At 62.2% G+C, this 15,218-nt stretch carries 28 protein-coding genes; all 28 read right to left on the reverse strand.

From position 1 onward, the window contains the following. Positions 1-9 precede the first annotated feature (9 nt). The gene (gene rpsD / locus I7X09_RS04435) at positions 10-615 is read right to left on the reverse strand and encodes a 30S ribosomal protein S4 (protein ID WP_003940769.1); all 606 of its coding nucleotides are present in this window, start codon (positions 613-615) and stop codon (positions 10-12) included. A 22-nt stretch (positions 616-637) separates the two neighbouring features. Beyond that, the gene (gene rpsK, locus I7X09_RS04440) at positions 638-1,051 is read right to left on the reverse strand and encodes a 30S ribosomal protein S11 (protein WP_003940683.1); all 414 of its coding nucleotides are present in this window, start codon (positions 1,049-1,051) and stop codon (positions 638-640) included. Further along, positions 1,051-1,425: a 30S ribosomal protein S13 gene (rpsM, locus tag I7X09_RS04445; protein WP_003940834.1), complete on the reverse strand. Its 375-nt coding sequence runs from the start codon at positions 1,423-1,425 to the stop codon at positions 1,051-1,053. Before rpsM ends, rpsK begins: the two co-directional genes overlap by 1 nt. A gap of 250 nt (positions 1,426-1,675) precedes the next feature. After that, positions 1,676-1,789 carry a 50S ribosomal protein L36 gene (rpmJ, locus tag I7X09_RS04450; protein ID WP_003938068.1) on the reverse strand — a complete coding sequence of 38 codons (114 nt, stop codon included), beginning with the start codon at positions 1,787-1,789 and terminating at the stop codon, positions 1,676-1,678. A gap of 90 nt (positions 1,790-1,879) precedes the next feature. Beyond that, positions 1,880-2,101 (reverse strand): translation initiation factor IF-1, encoded by a 222-nt coding sequence (infA, locus tag I7X09_RS04455; protein ID WP_003418601.1) that lies wholly within the window; start codon positions 2,099-2,101, stop codon positions 1,880-1,882. A gap of 313 nt (positions 2,102-2,414) precedes the next feature. Beyond that, positions 2,415-3,212 (reverse strand): type I methionyl aminopeptidase, encoded by a 798-nt coding sequence (gene map, locus I7X09_RS04460; protein ID WP_003940806.1) that lies wholly within the window; start codon positions 3,210-3,212, stop codon positions 2,415-2,417. Beyond that, entirely contained in the window at positions 3,212-3,757 is a 546-nt protein-coding gene (locus tag I7X09_RS04465; RefSeq protein WP_003940868.1) for an adenylate kinase, read from the reverse strand. The genes map and I7X09_RS04465 overlap by 1 nt, the downstream gene beginning before the upstream one ends. Beyond that, on the reverse strand, positions 3,754-5,073 hold the full coding sequence (secY, locus tag I7X09_RS04470) for a preprotein translocase subunit SecY (protein ID WP_003940773.1): 1,320 nt from the start codon (positions 5,071-5,073) through the stop codon (positions 3,754-3,756). The genes I7X09_RS04465 and secY overlap by 4 nt, the downstream gene beginning before the upstream one ends. Before the next feature lie 257 nt (positions 5,074-5,330). Next, positions 5,331-5,774 carry a 50S ribosomal protein L15 gene (gene rplO / locus I7X09_RS04475; protein ID WP_003940829.1) on the reverse strand — a complete coding sequence of 148 codons (444 nt, stop codon included), beginning with the start codon at positions 5,772-5,774 and terminating at the stop codon, positions 5,331-5,333. Between the two features lie 2 nt (positions 5,775-5,776). Continuing rightward, positions 5,777-5,956: a 50S ribosomal protein L30 gene (gene rpmD, locus I7X09_RS04480; RefSeq protein ID WP_003940751.1), complete on the reverse strand. Its 180-nt coding sequence runs from the start codon at positions 5,954-5,956 to the stop codon at positions 5,777-5,779. Next, positions 5,956-6,627, reverse strand: coding sequence for a 30S ribosomal protein S5 (rpsE, locus tag I7X09_RS04485; RefSeq protein ID WP_003940718.1), 672 nt, complete (start codon positions 6,625-6,627; stop codon positions 5,956-5,958). The genes rpmD and rpsE overlap by 1 nt, the downstream gene beginning before the upstream one ends. A gap of 31 nt (positions 6,628-6,658) precedes the next feature. Next, positions 6,659-7,066, reverse strand: coding sequence for a 50S ribosomal protein L18 (gene rplR, locus I7X09_RS04490; RefSeq protein WP_003940996.1), 408 nt, complete (start codon positions 7,064-7,066; stop codon positions 6,659-6,661). Between the two features lies 1 nt (position 7,067). Further along, on the reverse strand, positions 7,068-7,607 hold the full coding sequence (rplF, locus tag I7X09_RS04495) for a 50S ribosomal protein L6 (RefSeq protein WP_003940970.1): 540 nt from the start codon (positions 7,605-7,607) through the stop codon (positions 7,068-7,070). A gap of 14 nt (positions 7,608-7,621) precedes the next feature. Next, positions 7,622-8,020: a 30S ribosomal protein S8 gene (gene rpsH / locus I7X09_RS04500; RefSeq protein ID WP_003940873.1), complete on the reverse strand. Its 399-nt coding sequence runs from the start codon at positions 8,018-8,020 to the stop codon at positions 7,622-7,624. 451 nt (positions 8,021-8,471) lie between these two features. Further along, positions 8,472-8,657: a type Z 30S ribosomal protein S14 gene (locus I7X09_RS04505; protein ID WP_003940698.1), complete on the reverse strand. Its 186-nt coding sequence runs from the start codon at positions 8,655-8,657 to the stop codon at positions 8,472-8,474. Positions 8,658-8,661: 4 nt separating this feature from the next. Then, entirely contained in the window at positions 8,662-9,228 is a 567-nt protein-coding gene (gene rplE / locus I7X09_RS04510; RefSeq protein ID WP_003940924.1) for a 50S ribosomal protein L5, read from the reverse strand. A gap of 1 nt (position 9,229) precedes the next feature. Continuing rightward, positions 9,230-9,547 carry a 50S ribosomal protein L24 gene (gene rplX, locus I7X09_RS04515; protein ID WP_003941019.1) on the reverse strand — a complete coding sequence of 106 codons (318 nt, stop codon included), beginning with the start codon at positions 9,545-9,547 and terminating at the stop codon, positions 9,230-9,232. Beyond that, the gene (gene rplN / locus I7X09_RS04520) at positions 9,547-9,915 is read right to left on the reverse strand and encodes a 50S ribosomal protein L14 (RefSeq protein WP_003940951.1); all 369 of its coding nucleotides are present in this window, start codon (positions 9,913-9,915) and stop codon (positions 9,547-9,549) included. The genes rplX and rplN overlap by 1 nt, the downstream gene beginning before the upstream one ends. Before the next feature lie 357 nt (positions 9,916-10,272). Beyond that, positions 10,273-10,554 carry a 30S ribosomal protein S17 gene (rpsQ, locus tag I7X09_RS04525; RefSeq protein WP_003941020.1) on the reverse strand — a complete coding sequence of 94 codons (282 nt, stop codon included), beginning with the start codon at positions 10,552-10,554 and terminating at the stop codon, positions 10,273-10,275. Continuing rightward, positions 10,551-10,787 (reverse strand): 50S ribosomal protein L29, encoded by a 237-nt coding sequence (rpmC, locus tag I7X09_RS04530; RefSeq protein WP_003940734.1) that lies wholly within the window; start codon positions 10,785-10,787, stop codon positions 10,551-10,553. The genes rpsQ and rpmC overlap by 4 nt, the downstream gene beginning before the upstream one ends. Continuing rightward, positions 10,787-11,203: a 50S ribosomal protein L16 gene (rplP, locus tag I7X09_RS04535; RefSeq protein ID WP_003940899.1), complete on the reverse strand. Its 417-nt coding sequence runs from the start codon at positions 11,201-11,203 to the stop codon at positions 10,787-10,789. The genes rpmC and rplP overlap by 1 nt, the downstream gene beginning before the upstream one ends. A gap of 3 nt (positions 11,204-11,206) precedes the next feature. Then, positions 11,207-12,013 (reverse strand): 30S ribosomal protein S3, encoded by an 807-nt coding sequence (gene rpsC / locus I7X09_RS04540; RefSeq protein WP_003941003.1) that lies wholly within the window; start codon positions 12,011-12,013, stop codon positions 11,207-11,209. Beyond that, complete coding sequence (rplV, locus tag I7X09_RS04545) at positions 12,013-12,417, reverse strand: 50S ribosomal protein L22 (RefSeq protein ID WP_003940717.1); 405 nt, start codon at positions 12,415-12,417, stop codon at positions 12,013-12,015. Before rplV ends, rpsC begins: the two co-directional genes overlap by 1 nt. Beyond that, on the reverse strand, positions 12,414-12,695 hold the full coding sequence (gene rpsS, locus I7X09_RS04550) for a 30S ribosomal protein S19 (RefSeq protein ID WP_003940820.1): 282 nt from the start codon (positions 12,693-12,695) through the stop codon (positions 12,414-12,416). The genes rplV and rpsS overlap by 4 nt, the downstream gene beginning before the upstream one ends. Positions 12,696-12,708: 13 nt before the next feature. Beyond that, positions 12,709-13,545 carry a 50S ribosomal protein L2 gene (gene rplB / locus I7X09_RS04555; protein WP_003940895.1) on the reverse strand — a complete coding sequence of 279 codons (837 nt, stop codon included), beginning with the start codon at positions 13,543-13,545 and terminating at the stop codon, positions 12,709-12,711. 39 nt (positions 13,546-13,584) lie between these two features. Continuing rightward, positions 13,585-13,890 carry a 50S ribosomal protein L23 gene (rplW, locus tag I7X09_RS04560; RefSeq protein ID WP_003940990.1) on the reverse strand — a complete coding sequence of 102 codons (306 nt, stop codon included), beginning with the start codon at positions 13,888-13,890 and terminating at the stop codon, positions 13,585-13,587. Continuing rightward, positions 13,887-14,561, reverse strand: coding sequence for a 50S ribosomal protein L4 (gene rplD, locus I7X09_RS04565; RefSeq protein WP_003940723.1), 675 nt, complete (start codon positions 14,559-14,561; stop codon positions 13,887-13,889). The genes rplW and rplD overlap by 4 nt, the downstream gene beginning before the upstream one ends. Beyond that, positions 14,558-15,214 (reverse strand): 50S ribosomal protein L3, encoded by a 657-nt coding sequence (gene rplC / locus I7X09_RS04570; RefSeq protein ID WP_003940826.1) that lies wholly within the window; start codon positions 15,212-15,214, stop codon positions 14,558-14,560. Before rplC ends, rplD begins: the two co-directional genes overlap by 4 nt. Positions 15,215-15,218 lie beyond the last annotated feature (4 nt).

Here is a 15,218-nt window from a genome sequence, read left to right on the forward strand (position 1 = left end):
CGAAGCGCCTTACTTCGAGTAGTACTCGACGATGAGCTGTTCCTGCAGAGCGATGTCGATCTGCGCGCGCTCGGGAAGCTGGTGAACCAGGATCCGCAGACGCGAGCCGACAACCTGCAGCCACCCGGGAACCGGGCGATCGCCGACGGTCTCACGCGCAACCTGGAACGGAAGCGTGGAGAGCGACTTCTCCTTGACATCGATGATGTCGTACTGCGAGACGCGGTAGCTCGGGATGTCGACCTTCTTGTTGTTCACGAGAAGGTGACCGTGCGTGACCAGCTGACGTGCCTGACGGCGCGTGCGAGCGAGGCCTGCGCGGTACACGACGTTGTCGAGACGCGACTCGAGGATGCGAAGCAGGTTCTCGCCGGTCTTGCCGGGGCGGTTGTTCGCCTCCTTGTAGTACAGGCGGAACTGCTTCTCCATGACGCCGTAGGTGAAGCGAGCCTTCTGCTTCTCCTGCAGCTGGAGCAGGTACTCGCTCTCCTTGATACGCGCGCGGCCGTGCTGTCCGGGCGGGTACGGGCGACGCTCGAATGCCTGGTCGCCTCCAACGAGGTCGACGCGCAGACGACGCGACTTGCGGGTGATGGGTCCGGTATAACGTGCCATTTTCTTCTACCTATCCTTCCCGCTATACCCGACGCCGCTTGGGCGGACGGCAGCCGTTGTGCGGCTGGGGGGTTACATCGGAAATGGTGCCGACCTCGAGGCCAGCAGCCTGGAGGGAACGGATTGCGGTCTCGCGACCGGATCCCGGTCCCTTGACGAAGACGTCAACCTTCTTGACACCGTGCTCCTGCGCCTTACGGGCAGCGCTCTCAGCAGCAAGCTGAGCGGCGAAGGGAGTCGACTTACGCGAACCCTTGAAGCCGACGTGTCCCGAAGACGCCCAGGAAATGACATTTCCGGCGGGGTCCGTGATGGACACGATGGTGTTGTTGAAGGTGCTCTTGATGTGAGCGGCGCCGTGCGGGATGTTCTTCTTATCCCTGCGACGCGTCTTCTGGGTCTTCTTCGGACCGGTGCTACGTGACTTCGGGGGCATTACTTCGCCTTCTTCTTGCCGGCAATGGTGCGCTTCGGACCCTTACGGGTACGGGCGTTGGTCTTGGTGCGCTGACCACGCACGGGCAGACCACGACGGTGGCGCAGGCCCTGGTAGCAGCCGATCTCGATCTTGCGACGGATGTCGGCCTGAACCTCGCGGCGAAGGTCACCCTCGACCTTGAGCGACTCCTCGATGTACTCGCGGAGCTTTGCCAGGTCCTCGTCCGAGAGGTCCTTGCTCCGGAGATCCGGGCTGACGCCGGTGGCGTCAAGGATTTCCTTGGAGCGGGTACGGCCGATGCCGTAGATGTATGTCAGTGCGATCTCCATGCGCTTTTCGCGAGGAAGATCAACACCAGAGAGACGTGCCATGGTGGCATTTCCTTATCGGTGTGCGGAGGTCTGCTCCCAGCCCTTCCCCTGTGCCTCTTGCCGAGTACCGGCGCCGTAAGGCGCAGATGATCTCATCAACTAACTCAGTGGGGCCCCGGCCTCCGTGCCGGGGGTGAACCATTGTCCGACCTTGGCGATCGGTGAACGATCGCGTGGGGTCTCGTCAACAATGGCTGGTACTGGGAGGTCTTCTTTGCTTGTTGCCAAGCAGATCTTCGAAAAGCTAGATCTAGCCCTGACGCTGCTTGTGACGCAGGTTCTCGCAGATCACCATGACTCGACCGTTACGGCGAATCACTTTGCACTTCTCGCAGATCTTCTTGACGCTCGGCTGAACCTTCACGTCTTCTGATCTCCTGTTTTGTCGCAGCCCGCCGCGATGAACCGCAGCAGACATACTTCTCCCTGACCCAGGTCAGGTCCGGGAAGTTCGTTACTTGTAGCGGTAAACGATGCGTCCGCGCGACAAATCGTAGGGCGAGAGCTCTACGACAACGCGATCTTCCGGGAGGATGCGAATGTAGTGCTGACGCATCTTTCCGCTGATGTGGGCGAGGACCTTGTGGCCATTCTCGAGCTCAATGCGGAACATCGCATTGGGCAGCGGCTCGACTACTCGTCCTTCGACCTCGATGGCCCCGTCTTTCTTAGCCATATCCTCCGCGATCCGTTTGGTTTGGCATGCTTCGTGCATCGGCTTCCGTTACATTGGCACGCAATGGAAAGATCGTCGGCACTTCGCGGACCCGATCCCGGAGCGATCCGGGCGTAGGCACACGAACTATCGACGCGCATAGCGCACCGCCTAGCCATGTTACGCGATGTAAACGACCAGGCCAAATGCGCCTCCGGTCAGGGCGACGACGCACACCGCTCCCCGAACGAAAAAGTCCCAGCCTCGACATGAGGCTGGGACTTCTCGAACGTGAATCATGCTCGCTGCCAACACTTGTCAGCGCCGGGGTCGACTACTCCGGGCGGAGAGTCAGAATCCGCGGACCGTCCTCGGTCACAGCGACAGTGTGTTCCCAGTGCGCCGCACGGGACCCGTCGGTCGTCACAACGGTCCAGTCGTCGTCGAGAATCACCGTGTCGGTGGTACCGAGCGTGAGCATCGGCTCGATCGCCAGGCACGATCCGACTACCAGTTCAGGACCCTTACCCGGGGCACCTTCGTTGGCGAGGAACGGATCCATGTGCATTTCCCGACCGATTCCATGTCCACCGTATCCGTCGACGATGCCGTAGGAACGACCGTGCAACTTCTCGGCGGCATGGGTACCGACCTCGATCGCGTGCGATACATCCGTCAGACGGTTGCCGGCGATCATCGCCGCGATCCCGGCTTCCATCGAAAGCCGAGTGGCTTCGCTGAGCTCCTGATCGGCAACGCTGATCTCCCCCACTCCGAACGTCCAGGCAGAGTCACCGTGCCAACCGTCGAGGATCGCACCGCAGTCGATGGAAACGAGGTCGCCTTCAGCCAGGATGTCCTGAGCTGAAGGGATCCCGTGAACGACGCGATCGTTGACCGAAGAGCAGATCGAACCGGTGAAGCCGTGGTACCCGAGGAACGAGGGCACGGCGCCGGCGTCACGAATGACGGATTCTGCGACCGCGTTCAATTCCAAAGTGCTGACACCGGGCTTCGCCGCAGCGCGCACCGCCACCAGAGCCGAACCCACGATCGCGCCGGCAGCAGCCATCGCGTCGAGTTCGCCCGCGGAGCGGAACGGAACAACCTTGCGTTTACGCCCGAAGACCATTACTTACCCAACGCTGCCAGTGCGCGAGCGTTGACCTCTTCGACCTCGCCGATCGCGTCGACGGAGACGATGCTGTCCTTGTAATAGTCGAACAGCGGTGACGTCTCGTCGCGGTAGACCCGGAGTCGGTTGCGGATGACGTCCTCGGTGTCGTCTGCACGGCCGCGAGCGAGCATGCGCTCGACCACGATGTCCTCGTCCACGACGAAGGAGAGAACACCGTCGAGCTTGGTGTCGAGGTCCTTCAAGATGCCCTCGAGAGCCTGAGCCTGTTCGACCGAGCGCGGAAATCCGTCAAGGAGGAAACCGTTTGCGGCATCCGGTTCTGCGACGCGAGCCTTCACCATGTCGTTGGTGATCGAGCTCGGTACGAGTTCGCCGGCGTCGATGTACTTCTTTGCTTCCACACCGAGAGCGGTGGCCTGACCGATGTTCGCGCGGAAGAGATCACCCGTGGAGATATGGGGAACGCCGAACTTCTCGGACAAGATAGCGGCCTGGGTGCCCTTGCCGGCACCGGGAGGACCAAGGAGGACAAGTCTCACTTGAGGAACCCTTCATAGTTACGCTGCATTAGCTGACTCTCGATCTGCTTCACGGTGTCCAGACCGACGCTGACCATGATCAGCACCGCGGTGCCACCGAACGGCAGGTTCTGCGCGCCGCCGCCATTCCCGATGTCGAGGAACAGGTTGGGCAGAACAGCAATGGTGCCGAGGTAAATCGCACCCGGAAGGGTGATGCGACTCAGCACGTAGTTGAGGTAGTCCGCGGTCGGCTGACCGGGTCGGATACCGGGGATGAAGCCGCCGAACTTCTTCATCTCGTCGGCGCGCTCTTCGGGATTGAAGGTGATGGCGACGTAGAAGTACGTGAAGAAGACGATCAGGCCGAAGTAGATCGCGATGTACACCGGGTTGGCCGGGTTCACCAGGTAGGTGTTGATGAGGCGCTGCCACCAACTGGGGTCGACCGCTGTGCTGGCCGAAGTCAGCTGTGCGATCAAGTTCGGGAGGTACAGCAGTGAAGACGCGAAGATCACCGGGATGACGCCGGCCTGGTTCACCTTCAGAGGCAGGTACGTCGAGGATCCGCCGTACATCTTGCGTCCGACCATCCGCTTTGCGTACTGGACCGGGATGCGGCGCTGACCCTGCTCGACGAAGACGACGCCGGCGATGATCAACAGCGCTGCGAGGCAGACGAAGGCGAAGACCAGCGGACCACGGCTGTCGAGGATCGCCTTGCCCTCGCTCGGGATACGCGATGCGATACCGGCGAAGATGAGGAGCGACATACCGTTGCCGACGCCGCGTTCGGTGATGACCTCGCCGAACCACATGACCATGGCAGCACCGGCAGTCATGACCAGCACGATGATGACAAGGCCGAAGATCGACTTGTCGGCGATGATGTCGTCACAGCCCTGGAGCAACTGTCCGCGTGCCGCGAGAGCGACGATGCCGGTCGACTGCAGGATTGCCAGAGCGATGGACAGATAACGCGTGTACTGCGTCATCTTGGCCTGGCCGGACTGGCCTTCTTTTCGAAGTTCCTCGAACTTCGGGATCACCACGGTCAGCAGCTGCACGATGATGCTTGCCGTGATGTACGGCATGATGCCGATCGCAAAGATCGACATCTGCAGCAGAGCGCCGCCGGAGAACAGGTTGATCAGCGAGTAGATACCTGCTGAATCACCGGAGTTGGCGATATCGATGCACTGACGCACACGGCCGTAGTCGACACCTGGGGACGGAATGAGAGCGCCGACCCGATACAGAGCCACCAAGCCGAGGGTGAAGAGGATCTTCCGCCTCAGGTCTGGGGTCCTGAGGGCCGAGACGAAGGCGGAAAGCAAAGATCCTCCTGGCACGACGGTAGGGAGACAGATCGTTTTGACCTGTCGAACTTTTGAACTCTAACAGTGAGCATTTGGGAACTAGGCGGGCAGACCACGAAAACCGGGTAAGCCGAAGATACATTTGCCACTCGGTGACCAGAATACTGGCCCGTCCGAGCGTGCACGACCAATCTGTGACAAGACCTGGTAGACGCCGATGGCCGCAGCGCAGCAAACGCTGCGCTGCGGCCATCGGACTAGCTACGCGTGATCACTCACAGCTCGGTGGCGGAACCACCGGCAGCAGCAATCTTTTCCTTGGCGGAACCGGTGAACTTGTCGACGGTCACCTGAACGGCAACTGTCAGTTCGCCGTCGCCCAGAACCTTGACGAGCTGGTTCTTGCGGACTGCGCCCTTGGCGACGAGATCCTCGACCGTGATTGCTCCACCTTCGGGGAACAGACGGGCGATGTCGCCGACATTGACGACCTGGTACTCGACGCGGAACGGGTTCGTGAAGCCCTTGAGCTTGGGCAGACGCATGTGAAGCGGCATCTGTCCACCCTCGAAGCCCACGCGCACGGTGTTACGTGCCTTGGTGCCCTTGGTACCGCGACCTGCGGTCTTACCACGCTTGCCGCCCTCACCGCGTCCAACACGAATCTTGTTGGACTTGGATCCGGGAGCGGGGCGCAGGTGGTGCAGTTTGATGGTCATGGTTAGACCTCCTCAACTGTTACGAGGTGGCGCACCACGTTGATCAGACCGCGGTTCTGTGCGTTGTCCTCACGAACAACGGTCTGACGGATGCCCTTGAGACCGAGCGTGCGCAGAGAATCCTTCTGGTTCTGCTTGGTCCCGATGATGCTCTTGATCTGAGTGACCTTGAGATCTGCCATTACTTCACACTCCCAGCAGCCTGTGCGCGAGCGCGAAGCATGCCGGCGGGTGCAACCTCTTCGAGGGTGAGGCCGCGGCGAGCCGCAACTTCCTCGGGACGCTGCAGACCCTTGAGCGCAGCAACGGTCGCATGCACGACGTTGATGGCGTTGTCGCTACCGAGCGACTTCGACAGGATGTCCGCGATACCAGCGCACTCCAGCACGGCGCGCACAGCGCCACCGGCGATAACACCGGTACCGGGGCTTGCCGGGCGAAGCATGACGATGCCGGCAGCAGCCTCACCCTGAACGGGGTGAGTGATGGTGTTGGCGATCATCGGGACGCGGAAGAAGCTCTTGCGAGCCTCCTCGACACCCTTCTGGATGGCCGCGGGAACTTCCTTGGCCTTTCCGTAGCCGACGCCGACCAGTCCGTTGCCGTCTCCGACGATCACCAGAGCGGTGAAGCTGAAGCGACGACCACCCTTGACGACTTTGGAAACGCGGTTGATCGTGACAACGCGCTCGATGAACTGTGACTTCTCCGCAGCGTTTCCGCCACGGCCACCGTCGCGACGGTCACGGCCGCCACCACGGTTGTCCCCACGAGCGTTGCTGTTGTCACCGCTGTTGGGGCCATTCTGTCCGGCGGGTCCGCTTCCGCCGTCACGCCTTTGACGTCCCGGCATCAGGCTGTCCTTCCGTTGAAAATGTTGGTCATCAGAACTTCAACCCGCCTTCGCGAGCCGCGTCTGCCAGGGCCGCGATGCGACCGTGGTAGCCGTGTCCGCCGTGGTCGAAGACAACTGCTTCCACGCCGGCAGCCTTGGCGCGCTCGGCGATCAGCTGACCGACCTTCGCGCTCGCAGCCTTCTTGTCGCCTTCTGCCACGCGCACGTCTGCTTCGATGGTCGACGCGGAGGCCAGGGTGTGGCCGGCCAGGTCGTCCACGAGCTGGACGTGGATGTGGCGCGAGGACCGGTTGACGACCAAGCGGGGACGCTCGGGCGTGCCGGAGACCTTCTTGCGGAGACGGAAGTGACGACGCGTCTTCGAGAGACGACGCTTGGTGGACGCATCCTTGCCCAGCGGAATCCGCTTGGCTTTCTGGTTTGCAGTCTGGCTCATATCACTTACCCGTCTTTCCGACCTTGCGGCGGATCTGCTCACCCTCGTAACGCACGCCCTTACCCTTGTACGGGTCCGGACGACGGAGACGACGGATGTTGGCCGAGATCTGCCCGACCTTCTGCTTGTCGATGCCGGACACCGAGAACCGGGTGGGCGACTCGACGACGAAGGTGATGCCTTCAGGAGCCTCGATCGGCACCGGGTGGCTGAAGCCGAGCGCGAACTCGAGGTCCTTGCCCTTCAGTGCCACACGGTAACCAACACCGTGGATCTCCATCTTCTTCGTGTAACCCTCGGTGACACCGGTGATGATGTTCGCAACCAGGGTCCGCGACAGACCGTGCAGCGCGCGGCTACGACGCTCGTCGTCGGGGCGCGTGACGCTCAGCGAGCCGTCCTCTGCCTTTTCGATTGCGATGGGCTCGGAGATGGTCAGCGCGAGGGTGCCCTTGGGACCCTTGACGGTGACATCCTGGCCGCTGATCGTGACGTCAACGCCCGCGGGGACGGTGACCGGAATCTTTCCAATACGCGACATTGTGGTGGCCTCCCTTACCAGACGTAGGCGAGGACTTCCCCGCCTACTCCTTGATTGGCCGCCTGGCGATCGGTGAGCAGACCGGACGACGTGGAGATGATGGCCACGCCGAGGCCTCCGAGGACCTTGGGCAGGTTGGTGGACTTCGCGTAAACCCGGAGACCGGGCTTGGAAACGCGACGCACGCCGGCGAGGCTACGCTCGCGGCTGGGACCGTACTTCAGATCGACGATGAGGGTCTTGCCGACCTCTGCGTCTTCGGTACGGAAATCGGAGATGTAGCCCTCGCGCTTGAGGATCTCGGCGATGTTCGCCTTGATCTTCGAGTGGGGAAGCTTCACCTCATCGTGGTACGCCGTGTTGGCGTTGCGCAGACGCGTCAAGAAGTCTGCGATGGGGTCAGTCATGGTCATAGGTCGACCTCGACACCTTTCTCGCTGTGGTTCCCATGCAACACCGGACGAATCCGATCGTGGGCCTCCAGCAATTCGGCTGGGCCGTCCGACTTGTGTCAGACGGCGTAAGTTACCGCACCGAGCTGAACGCATGCGTCAGCCACGGCAACCGCTCTAGTGTAGGGAACTTTGGCGCAGGTGTCCACCGGGATACCGCGTCGCCTCCCCCACTGCGGCTCGCGGCCGCGGATCGGGCAGGTGTCGACGCGCCCCGAAATCCGAACTGCTCGTTCGAGACCGAAGTGCGACGTCGACGAATGATGATCGCTTTCAACCAGAGTCGCAGCGAGACAGTCCTTTTCAGGATCGGCACGACATACATCTCGACGGAAACCACGAATGGGTGTGGGTTCCAAAGGAACCCACACCCATTCACATGCGTGGTGTGACGAAGCCCGAGGGCCTCAGATCACCAAGAGCTCTTGCGAACTCCGGGAAGCTCGCCTGCGTGAGCCATCTCGCGAACGCAGATACGGCACAAGCCGAACTTGCGGAACACCGAGTGCGGGCGACCGCACCGCTGGCAGCGGGTGTAGGCGCGAACCGCGAACTTGGGCTTCTTGTTGGCCTTGTTGACCAATGCCTTCTTAGCCATGCGCTCAGTTCTCCTTGAACGGGAAGCCGAGGTGCTTGAGCAGTGCACGGCCTTCTTCGTTGTTGGTTGCGGTGGTCACGACGGTGATGTCCATACCGCGGGGGCGATCGATCTTGTCCACGTCGATCTCGTGGAACATCGACTGCTCGTTGAGGCCGAACGTGTAGTTGCCGTTGCCGTCGAACTGGTTGCCCGACAGACCGCGGAAGTCGCGGATACGGGGCAGAGCGACAGACACGAGGCGGTCCAGGAACTCCCACATGCGGTCGCCACGGAGGGTGACGCGCGCGCCGATGGGCATACCTTCGCGGAGCTTGAACTGCGCGATGGACTTACGTGCCTTGCGGATCTCGGGCTTCTGGCCCGTGATCAGCGACAGGTCATGGACAGCGCCGTTGATCAGCTTGGCGTCACGGGCAGCGTCGCCGACGCCCATGTTGACGACAACCTTGACGACGCCGGGGATCTGCATGACGTTCGAGTAGTCGAACTCGCTGTTGAGCGCGTCCTTGATCTCAGCGCGGTAGCGTGCCTTGAGGCGCGGCTGGACCTTGTTTTCGGTGGAGGTCATGTCAGATGTCCTTCCCGTTCTTCCGGGAAATCCGAACGCGCTTGCCGGACTCTTCGTCGGTGCGGTAGCCCACGCGGGTGGGGTTTCCGTCCGAGTCGACGACTGCAACGTTGGAAACGTGGATCGGGGCTTCCTGCGTGACGATGCCGCCGGAGGATGCTCCGCGCTCGTTCGCGGAAACCGCGGTGTGCTTCTTGATTCGGTTCACGCCTTCGACGAGGACCTTGTCGGTCGCGGGGTAGGCCTGAATGACCTTGCCCTTCGCGCCCTTGTCCTTGCCGGCGATGACCAGAACGGTGTCACCCTTGTGCACCTTCATCACAGCACCTCCGGGGCAAGCGAAACGATCTTCATGAACTTCTTCTCGCGCAGCTCACGGCCGACGGGTCCGAAGATGCGGGTTCCACGGGGATCACTGTCAGCCTTGATGAGCACTGCAGCGTTCTCGTCGAACTTGATGTAGGAACCGTCCGGACGACGGCGCTCCTTGGTCGTGCGAACGATGACGGCCTTGACGACCTCACCCTTCTTGATGTTTCCACCGGGGATTGCGTCCTTGACGGTGGCGACGATGACGTCACCGATCCCGGCGTAGCGACGTGACGAACCGCCGAGAACGCGGATGCAAAGGATTTCCTTGGCACCCGTGTTATCAGCGACGCGAACTCGCGACTCCTGCTGAATCACTTGATCTCCCTAGACCTGGAATTTCGTGCGCAACGGATTACCGACCCGGTGCGCGCGGTCATTGTTGCCACCTGCGTCGTGTCTGAGCTGCAGTCCCACCGACTGACGTCGGGAGACGATCACTGCAAGCACCGTTCGAGCTGCGCACGTGAAGACACACCTCTGCCACAGGCAACCGTTCTATTGTAGGGAAGGGTTCACCGATTACCAAATCAGCCGTACTCGACGCAACTCGAACCCTTAGCCCGGCAAAGCCCCGGAAAGCCTGCGAAAGTCACGGAAAGCCGAATGGCCCACTCCCCCAAGGGGAAGCGGGCCATTCGGTGATACTCGATCAGCTCGAGGATTCGATCAGGCTTACTTGGCCTTTTCGAGGACCTCGACCAGACGCCAGTGCTTCGTCGCGGACAGCGGACGGGTTTCCATCAGCTGAACGCGGTCGCCGACGCCGGCAACGCCGTTCTCGTCGTGCGCCTTCACCTTGGTCGTACGGCGGATGATCTTGCCGTAGAGCTTGTGCTTGACGCGGTCTTCGAGCTCGACCACGATCGTCTTTTCCATCTTGTCGGACACGACGTATCCGACACGGACCTTACGGCTCGCGCGCTCTTCTGTGCTCACTGCTTTTTCCTCACTCATGCCGCGTCACCTGCATCCGGACCCACAGCGAGTCCGAGCTCACGCTCACGCAGGACGGTGTAGATGCGCGCGATCTCGTGACGAACGGTGCGCAGTCGTCGGTTGTTGTCCATCTGGCCGGTAGCCATCTGGAAACGAAGGTTGAAAAGCTCTTCCTTCGACTCACGGAGCCGGGTGACCAGCTCGTCTTCACTGAGCTCGCGGAGCTCTGCTGCTGGGGTTCCAGTAGCCATCAGAACTGCTCCTCTCTGGTCACGATCCGGCACTTGCACGGGAGCTTGTGCATCGCGCGGCGCAGGGCCTCACGAGCAATCTCCTCGTTGGGGTATGTCATCTCGAACAGAACGCGTCCGGGCTTGACGTTGGCAATCCACCACTCGGGCGAACCCTTACCGGAACCCATTCGGGTTTCGGCCGGCTTCTTCGTGAGGGGGCGATCCGGGAAGATGTTGATCCAGATCTTGCCGCCACGCTTGATGTGCCGAGTCATGGCGATACGAGCGGACTCGATCTGCCGGTTGGTGATGTAGGCAGGCTCGAGAGCCTGGATGCCGTAGTCACCGAAGGTCACCTGGGTACCGCCCTTGGCGGCACCCGAACGGCTCGGGTGGTGCTGCTTGCGGTGCTTGACCCGCCGTGGGATCAACATGCGTCAGCCCTCCTGATTCTGTTCAGTTGCGGGAGCATCGGCGGTTGCGGTCGCTGCGCGGCCGGCCTCGGTGCTGGTCGCAGTGGTACCGGTGGCACCGGAACGACGCGGACGGCTCGGACGCTCACGACGCGGGCGATCCCCGGCCGGTGCGGCCGTGTTGGCGGCGAGCTCACGCTTGCCACCGACGATGTCGCCCTTGTAGATCCAGACCTTGACGCCGATGCGACCGAAGGTGGTCTTGGCCTCGTAGAGGCCGTAGTCGATGTCCGCACGAAGCGTGTGCAGCGGCACACGGCCTTCGCGGTAGAACTCCGACCGGGACATCTCGGCGCCGCCGAGACGACCGGAGCACTGAACGCGGATTCCCTTGACGTTGGGCTGACGCATGGCCGACTGGATGGCCTTGCGCATTGCACGACGGAAGGCAACGCGGTTCGAGAGCTGCTCGGCCACACCCTGTGCGACGAGCTGTGCTTCAGCTTCTGCGTTCTTGACCTCGAGGATGTTCAGCTGGACCTGCTTGCCGGTCAGCTTCTCGAGCTCGGAGCGGATGCGATCGGCTTCGGCGCCGCGGCGGCCGATGACGATGCCCGGACGTGCAGTGTGGATGTCCACGCGAACACGGTCACGGGTGCGCTCGATTTCGACCTTCGCGATTCCTGCGCGCTCCATGCCGGTGGCGAGGAGCTTACGGATCGCGACGTCTTCCTTGACGTACTCCGCGTACTGCTTGTCTGCGTACCAGCGAGACTTCCAGTCGGTGGTGATGCCGAGACGGAAGCCGTGCGGGTTGATTTTCTGGCCCACTACTGAGCACTTCCCTTCCGGCGATTACGGGTCGATGTTCCGGTCTTCGGCAGGCTCTCCACGATCACGGTGATGTGACTGGTGCGCTTGCGAATACGGAACGCACGTCCCTGTGCACGCGGCTGGAACCGCTTGAGGGTCGCGCCCTCGTCCACGAACGCCGTAGCAACGACAAGCGTGCTGGGGTCGAGGTCGAGGTTGTTCTCGGCGTTGGCTGCTGCGGAGGCGATCACCTTGGCGACCGGCTCGCTCGCTGCCTGCGGCGCGAACTTCAGGATGTTCAGGGCGTCTTCAACCGAGCGCCCGCGGACCAGGTCCACAACTCGACGTGCCTTCATCGGCGTAACGCGAACGTGCTTCGCTACGGCCTTGGCAGTCGGGTTGGCGGTTTCGGTGTTGCTCATCGCCTCTTCGCCTTCCGATCATCCTTGATGTGACCCTTGAACGTGCGGGTCGGTGCAAACTCTCCGAGCTTGTGTCCGACCATGGAGTCGGAAACGAACACGGGGACGTGCTTGCGGCCGTCGTGAACTGCAAACGTGTGGCCGATGAAGTCCGGGATGATTGTCGAACGACGGGACCAGGTCTTGATGACCTGCTTGGTTCCCTTTTCGTTCTGTACATCCACCTTCGCGAGGAGGTGGTCATCGACGAACGGGCCCTTCTTAAGGCTGCGTGGCATCCTTCACTCCCTCCTAGCGCTTGTTCTTGCCGGTGCGGCGGCGACGGACGATCATCTTGTCGCTTGCCTTGTTCTTGCGGGTACGGCCTTCAGGCTTACCCCACGGGCTGACCGGGTGGCGTCCACCTGAGGTCTTGCCCTCGCCGCCACCGTGCGGGTGGTCGACCGGGTTCATCACGACACCACGAACGGTCGGGCGCTTGCCCTTCCAACGCATACGGCCGGCCTTGCCCCAGTTGATGTTCGACTGCTCGGCGTTGCCGACCTCGCCGACGGATGCGCGGCAGCGCACGTCGACGCGACGGATTTCACCGGAAGGCATACGCAGCGTGGCGTAGCTGCCTTCCTTACCGAGGAGCTGGATGCTGGCGCCTGCGGAACGAGCCATCTTGGCTCCGCCGCCGGGACGCAGTTCCACACCGTGGATGGTGGTACCAGTCGGGATGTTGCGCAGCGGCAGGTTGTTGCCCGGCTTGATGTCGGCGCCTGCACCGGACTCGACCGGTGAACCCTGCACCAGGCCCTTGGGGGCGATGATGTAGCGCTTCTCACCGTCTGCGTAATGCAGGAGTGCGATGTTTGCTGTGCGGTTGGGGTCGTACTCGATGTGAGCGACCTTTGCCGGGATGCCGTCCTTGTCGTTGCGACGGAAATCGATCAGTCGGTATGCACGCTTGTGTCCGCCACCCTTGTGACGGGTGGTGATACGACCGTGTGCGTTACGTCCACCGCGACCGTGCAGCGGGCGAACCAGCGACTTCTCGGGGGTCGACCGAGTGATCTCGGCGAAGTCCGAGACGCTCGAGCCACGACGGCCCGGTGTTGTCGGCTTGTACTTACGGATTGCCATGAGTCTTCTCGTCCTCTATGTCTCGTCAAGTCCCGGCGCTTACGCGACCGGTCCTCCGAAGATCTCGATGGGCTTGCTGTCAGCGGACAGGGTCACGAGCGCGCGCTTGGTGTCCTTGCGCTTGCCGTAACCGAATCGGGTCCGCTTACGCTTGCCCTGACGGTTGGCGGTGTTGACGCTCGTCACCTTGACGCCGAAGACCTTCTCGACGGCAATCTTGATCTGCGTCTTGTTCGAGTCCGGGTGCACCAGGAAGGTGTAGGTGCCTTCCTCGATCAGTCCGTAGGACTTCTCGGAGATGACCGGAGCGAGCAGGATGTCGCGGGGGTCAGCGATGGTGCTCACTTGGCGTCCTCCTTGTTCTGAGCGCTCTCTGCGGGCCCGTGGATGAACGCGTTGAGTGCCTCGACGCTGAACACGACATCGTCTGCATTGAGCACGTCGTAGGTGTTGAGCTGGTCGGGTGCAATGGGATGCACGCCTTCCAGGTTCTGCACGCTCTTCCAAGCGGCTACATCCTGGCGACCCACGACGAGCAGCAGCTTCTTGCGATCCGAGATCTCGCCGAGGAACGCGATTGCGCCCTTGGTCGAAGGCGTCTGCCCTGCAACCAATTCGGTGATGACGTGGATGCGCTCGTTGCGTGCGCGGTCAGAGAGGGCACCGCGAAGAGCGGCTGCCTTCATCTTCTTGGGGGTGCGCTGGCTGTAGTCACGCGGCTGCGGGCCGTGAACGGTTCCGCCGCCGACGAACTGCGGTGCGCGAGTCGAGCCCTGGCGTGCGCGGCCGGTGCCCTTCTGGCGGTACGGCTTCTTGCCACCGCCGCGGACGTCGCCGCGGGTCTTGGTGGAGTGGGTTCCCTGACGAGCAGCTGCGAGCTGCGCGACGACAACCTGATGGAGAAGCGCGATGTTGGCCGGAGCGTCGAAGATCTCAGCGGGGAGATCGACGGTGCCGTTGGTCTTGCCGCCGGCGACCTTGACGTCCAGGGTCAACTTGGTCTCGGTGCTGGTCATGCCCGTGCACCACCCTTCACTGCACTCTTGACGATCACGAGGCCGCCCTTGCGGCCGGGGATCGCACCCTTGATCAGCAGCAGGCCGTTCTCGGCATCCACCTTGTGGACCGAGAGGTTCTGCGTCGTGATGCGGTCGCTACCCATGCGTCCGGACATGCGCATGCCCTTGAACACGCGGCCGGGAGTTGCACAGCCACCGATGGAGCCCGGGCGGCGGTGAACAGCCTGGGTACCGTGCGACGCGCCCTGTCCCTTGAAGCCGTGACGCTTCATGGTTCCGGCGAAGCCCTTGCCCTTGCTGGTTCCGGTGACGTCGACGTATGCGCCGTCCTCGAAGACCTCGGCGGTGAGCTCCTGGCCGACCTCGTAGTCGGAGGTGTCCGCAACGCGGAGCTCCACTACGTGGCGACGCGGGGTCACACCAGCCTTGGTGAACTGGCCGGAAGTCGGCTTGTTCACCTTGCGCGGGTCGATGGCGCCGAACGCGAGCTGAACGGCGCTGTAGCCGTCACGCTCTTCGGTACGGATCTGGGTTACGACGTTCGGCCCAGCCTTCACGACGGTGACCGGGACAACCCGGTTGTTCTCGTCGAAGACCTGGGTCATGCCGAGCTTGGTGCCCAGGATTCCCTTGATCTTGGTATCAGTCATTGTT

It is taken from the genome of Rhodococcus sp. P-2, from assembly GCF_016598535.1.
GTDB lineage: Bacteria > Actinomycetota > Actinomycetes > Mycobacteriales > Mycobacteriaceae > Rhodococcus_F > Rhodococcus_F baikonurensis.

Excerpts from the sequence above, each read along its gene's own strand:
- rplB (WP_003940895.1), bottom strand. The coding sequence starts at position 13,545 with ATGGCAATCCGTAAGTACAAGCCGACAACACCGGGCCGTCGTGGCTCG.
- rplD (WP_003940723.1), bottom strand. The coding sequence starts at position 14,561 with ATGACCAGCACCGAGACCAAGTTGACCCTGGACGTCAAGGTCGCCGGC.
- rplP (WP_003940899.1), bottom strand. The coding sequence starts at position 11,203 with ATGTTGATCCCACGGCGGGTCAAGCACCGCAAGCAGCACCACCCGAGC.
- rpsE (WP_003940718.1), bottom strand. The coding sequence starts at position 6,627 with ATGCCGGGACGTCAAAGGCGTGACGGCGGAAGCGGACCCGCCGGACAG.
- rpsD (WP_003940769.1), bottom strand. The coding sequence starts at position 615 with ATGGCACGTTATACCGGACCCATCACCCGCAAGTCGCGTCGTCTGCGC.
- rpsK (WP_003940683.1), bottom strand. The coding sequence starts at position 1,051 with ATGCCCCCGAAGTCACGTAGCACCGGTCCGAAGAAGACCCAGAAGACG.
- rpsS (WP_003940820.1), bottom strand. The coding sequence starts at position 12,695 with ATGCCACGCAGCCTTAAGAAGGGCCCGTTCGTCGATGACCACCTCCTC.
- rpsQ (WP_003941020.1), bottom strand. The coding sequence starts at position 10,554 with ATGAGTGAGGAAAAAGCAGTGAGCACAGAAGAGCGCGCGAGCCGTAAG.
- rpsH (WP_003940873.1), bottom strand. The coding sequence starts at position 8,020 with ATGACCATGACTGACCCCATCGCAGACTTCTTGACGCGTCTGCGCAAC.
- rplX (WP_003941019.1), bottom strand. The coding sequence starts at position 9,547 with ATGAAGGTGCACAAGGGTGACACCGTTCTGGTCATCGCCGGCAAGGAC.
- I7X09_RS04505 (WP_003940698.1), bottom strand. The coding sequence starts at position 8,657 with ATGGCTAAGAAGGCATTGGTCAACAAGGCCAACAAGAAGCCCAAGTTC.
- rplV (WP_003940717.1), bottom strand. The coding sequence starts at position 12,417 with ATGAGCAACACCGAAACCGCCAACCCGACTGCCAAGGCCGTAGCGAAG.
- rplF (WP_003940970.1), bottom strand. The coding sequence starts at position 7,607 with ATGTCGCGTATTGGAAAGATTCCGGTCACCGTCCCCGCGGGCGTTGAC.
- map (WP_003940806.1), bottom strand. The coding sequence starts at position 3,212 with ATGGTCTTCGGGCGTAAACGCAAGGTTGTTCCGTTCCGCTCCGCGGGC.
- rpsM (WP_003940834.1), bottom strand. The coding sequence starts at position 1,425 with ATGGCACGTCTCTCTGGTGTTGATCTTCCTCGCGAAAAGCGCATGGAG.
- infA (WP_003418601.1), bottom strand. The coding sequence starts at position 2,101 with ATGGCTAAGAAAGACGGGGCCATCGAGGTCGAAGGACGAGTAGTCGAG.
- rplR (WP_003940996.1), bottom strand. The coding sequence starts at position 7,066 with ATGAGCCAGACTGCAAACCAGAAAGCCAAGCGGATTCCGCTGGGCAAG.
- rplO (WP_003940829.1), bottom strand. The coding sequence starts at position 5,774 with ATGACCATCAAACTGCACCACCTGCGCCCCGCTCCCGGATCCAAGTCC.
- rplC (WP_003940826.1), bottom strand. The coding sequence starts at position 15,214 with ATGACTGATACCAAGATCAAGGGAATCCTGGGCACCAAGCTCGGCATG.
- rpmC (WP_003940734.1), bottom strand. The coding sequence starts at position 10,787 with ATGGCTACTGGAACCCCAGCAGCAGAGCTCCGCGAGCTCAGTGAAGAC.
- rplE (WP_003940924.1), bottom strand. The coding sequence starts at position 9,228 with ATGACCTCCACCGAAAACAAGGTCCAGCCGCGCCTCAAGGCACGCTAC.
- rpmD (WP_003940751.1), bottom strand. The coding sequence starts at position 5,956 with ATGGCAGATCTCAAGGTCACTCAGATCAAGAGCATCATCGGGACCAAG.